The organism is Borrelia hispanica CRI (genome assembly GCF_000500065.1).
Lineage (GTDB): Bacteria > Spirochaetota > Spirochaetia > Borreliales > Borreliaceae > Borrelia > Borrelia hispanica.
On sequence record NZ_AYOU01000023.1, the window covers coordinates 1 to 3,709 of the forward strand.

General features: G+C 35.6%; 2 protein-coding genes and 2 pseudogenes. All 4 read right to left on the reverse strand.

Features of this window, described 5'->3' with window-relative positions; translation table 11 throughout:
- Nucleotides 1-766: pseudogene (locus U880_RS11280) on the reverse strand (variable large family protein); the annotation flags it as partial.
- A 203-nt stretch (nucleotides 767-969) separates the two neighbouring features.
- A pseudogene (locus U880_RS0100555) lies at nucleotides 970-1,845 on the reverse strand (variable large family protein); the annotation flags it as partial.
- A 191-nt stretch (nucleotides 1,846-2,036) separates the two neighbouring features.
- Nucleotides 2,037-3,050, reverse strand: coding sequence for a variable large family protein (locus U880_RS0100560; RefSeq protein ID WP_038358590.1), 1,014 nt, complete (start codon nucleotides 3,048-3,050; stop codon nucleotides 2,037-2,039).
- A gap of 273 nt (nucleotides 3,051-3,323) precedes the next feature.
- The coding region (locus tag U880_RS0100565; RefSeq protein WP_024654354.1) for a variable large family protein at nucleotides 3,324-3,709 on the reverse strand (386 nt) is incomplete at its 5' end.

Genomic DNA, 3,709 nt, shown 5'->3' on the forward strand with positions numbered 1-3,709 from the left:
CTCCTTTTGCAAATTCCAATGGAGTTGTACCTGAAGTTGCATTACCTGTCAAAGCCACAACCCTATTTTCTGTAGATTTCACTATTGATGCCAGCATTTCTTCTCCACTTACACTTGATAGTATTAACACTGCTTTAGATACACTTCCTGCTTCCGAAGCCTCATTTGTAGACAATATCTTAGCTCCTTCCTTATTATCCGCATCACCTAACTTTACTGCTGTACTTCCCGATCTTGGTTCTGAAATATTTTCTCCTTTTGCTACTTTTACTATTTCTTACAATGCTTTAAGGGCTTTCTTTATTGAATTGTCATCTACTGTTACTCCTTTATTATTAGTTACCGCCTCACCTACTAGATTAGCATCACCTACCTGCCCTAATGACTCTAAATGTCCTTTTAACGTATCTAAAACTCCCTTGGCTGAATTAACTATTTCTCTAATTGGATTTTTTGATAAATCACTTTTATCAACACCTACCTCTGATTTTTGTGCTACTTCCTCTAATTCTTTTGATGCCTCGCCAAGCCTCTTACTTAGGTTATTAAAATATACTCCTACATCCTCTCTCTTTGTAGTTGTGTTCACTTTAAATCCCAATACATCTGACACTAACTCCAAAAATGCATAAAATGCATTCTCTGCACTTCTCCCTACGTCCATCATTGCTCCACTTAATCCTCTCCCGTCTCCTCCTAAAGCTCCTTCTCCTCCCGCAACTCCCCCACTATTACATCCCATCACCACCATCACTACCATCACCATATTATCTTTGTTCGTACAATTTTATATAATAAACTGAATACTTTTAATTAGAAAATTTTAAAGAAATCACAAATAATAAAAATTAATCATATCAAGTAACATATTTCTATTTAACACACTATAAAATAAAAGACACCAAAAGCTTAACTCTTAGTATCTTCACTTTATGACTTTATTTTTATTATTTACTTATATAACTTTGCCTATTTATTTTGACCACCAGAACCACTATTCTCAGATGCTACAGGAATATCATTAGTAGTAATTTTCATTGCTTCTTTAACTGCTTTAAGTCCTGCATCAATAGTATCTCTTATTGCTATTGTAAGCGTATCTAATGCCTTAGTTACTGCACTTATTGCTGCATCCTCTACCGCCTTCTTTGCGTCATCAGCATTTTCACCATTAGCAAACTTACCACCCTTCGCCATTGCTCTCAATGCTATAGCTCCTGCTACAGTTCCATCCTTAGGAGCATTGACAGCAGTATTAGCAATAGGACTATTAGTAGCCAACTTAACAGCATCACCATCTTTTTTTACTATAGATTGTAATATATCAGCACCAATTACTGCTCCAACAGCCTTAGCAGCATCAGCTGCTGCCTTCTTTGCATTATCAGTAGAATCAATGGCACCTTGATCACCAGAATTACCAAATAACTTCCCTGCACCATCATTAGCAGCACGATTTGCAAGAGTTTCAGCCTTTTTAGCATCGCCCGCTTCCGCATTTCCTTTATCTCCAAGTACCACATCTACGATTGCTCTAATACCCTTGACTAGATTATCAATACCAATCCCAATAGCCCCAGCAACTTTAGCATTAGCTACATTACCAATTGGAGCAGTAGCATCACTACCAATAGTCTCACTAACAATTTTAGCTCCTTCTATTATCTTATCTAGTTTACTCTCAACCAATGTTTTCACTGCACTCTCAGTAGCCTCAGCATTTGGATTCTTTTCTGCCTTCATTTCAGCAACAATCTTATTAAGCCCACTCTTAATTCCTTCTACTGTACCCTGCACTGTCTTAAAATATTTCCCTACATCCGATTTCTTTGAAATCATATTAAGAAATTCTTCATTTATCTATGTTTGTCTGTATTTAAAAAAATAATAATTGCATAAATATGCAATCTATTTATCATTATTTCTACTTAATTATTGCAAACCTAAACAAGCAGAAACACCTATAAGATATTTCTGCTTGTCAAACTTAAAAATCTTGCCCAAATAAACAGTTTAAAAACAACACATTATACTTACTACTTAGATTTTACTTCACTACTAGAATATTCTTCTAGGCAATCATTAACATCCTTTAAACATTGATCAACTGTTCTTCTTATAGTAGATACTATCTCATTTACAGTTTTACCAACTGCTCCTATTAACACCGCATTCACTGCTTGTCCTGGAGCATTAGTAGCATGGGTTGCTAATTTACCATTCTTAGCCATTGCTCTTAATGCTAAACCAGCTGCTATTGCTGATGCATTTGTTTTAACATTGTCAGTAATATCACTATTACTTTTATTAGCAATAGCAATATCATAAGCATTTTTTGCTGCATTAATATTGCCAGCAGCAACACTACTTTTATCCTTAACCGCCTCAATCGCTGCTAATATATCTGCACCGCTAGCTGAACTCACTGCTCTGCCGGCTCCATCCAATGCCTTGGAATCATTAGCATTAGCAGTCTGATTAAATAACTTTCCAATCTCTTTAGAATCAGCAATAGTTTTATTAGCATTTCCCTTCAAACCAATACCTACTTCCTTTGCTGATTCACAAATCAGACTAATCCCTGCAATAAGATTCTTTGTGCTTTCTATATCTGCTGGTTCTGCATTATCAGTATCACCAGTAACACTAGCAATTTTACCAACAGCACTACCAGTAGCATTCTTAATTTTACTTGCTCCATTAATTAACTTTTCCAAAATACCAATTGCCTTAGTAATTATACTATCTGCTTTATCTTTTATGAAACTATAATTCTCAGCTATCTTTAAGCCTTCTAATTTACTTTTAACTACATTAACTGCTTCTCCAACTTTACCCAATCGTTCCCCAACTGCTTCCTTAGTAGTATCTGCAGTAATACCAAATGCACCTTTTAATAAGTCGTTAAAAGATAAAAAAGTTTCCAAAAATACCTGTCTTGCACCTGAAATTACTTCATTTAAACCACTCCCCACTCCTCCTGAAATTCCCTTTCCTTCCTTTACTCCTCCACTATTACATCCCATCACCACCATCATCATCACAATCATCAATCCCTTTACTATTCTTTTACTTCCCTTCTCTCTTCCCTTCTCTCTATACTCGCTTATACACTCTTCTATATTTCCTATTCCTTTCTTCTCTTTCATTCCTTTCTTAGCCTCCTTGTTTTTTATTTTATTTTTAGCTTTGCTTTAAAAATAAAAAACAAATAAATGAGGCTTTATATAACATACACAATACTGCAAATAAAAAAGAGAGCTTTATTGCTCCCTTTAATAAGGTTCTTATTTAATTATTGCAACAACTATATTCAAATTCTACTACTTACCTGCTGCTTTTGGATCTCTTGCCTTATCTACTTCTTCCTTTACTTTCTCCAAAACATTCTTTACTGTCTTCTTCACTATTTCTTCTACTGCTCCCAATAACTTATTTACTGCGGTTATCCCTACTTTTTGTACTTCTTCTTTTCCTCCTGCTTGTCCATCTTGAGCTCCTGATGCCAATTTACCGTCTTCAACCAATGAACGTAATGCTATTCCTCCTGCTACTGCTGCTGCTTTTGCATCTGAAGCATTTGCTAAGTGAGCCGATGTTCCTCCTTTTGCAAATTCCAATGGAGTTGTACCTGAAGTTGCATTACCTGTCAAAGCCACAACCCTATTTTCTGTAGATTTCACTATTGATGCCAGCATTTCTTCTCCAC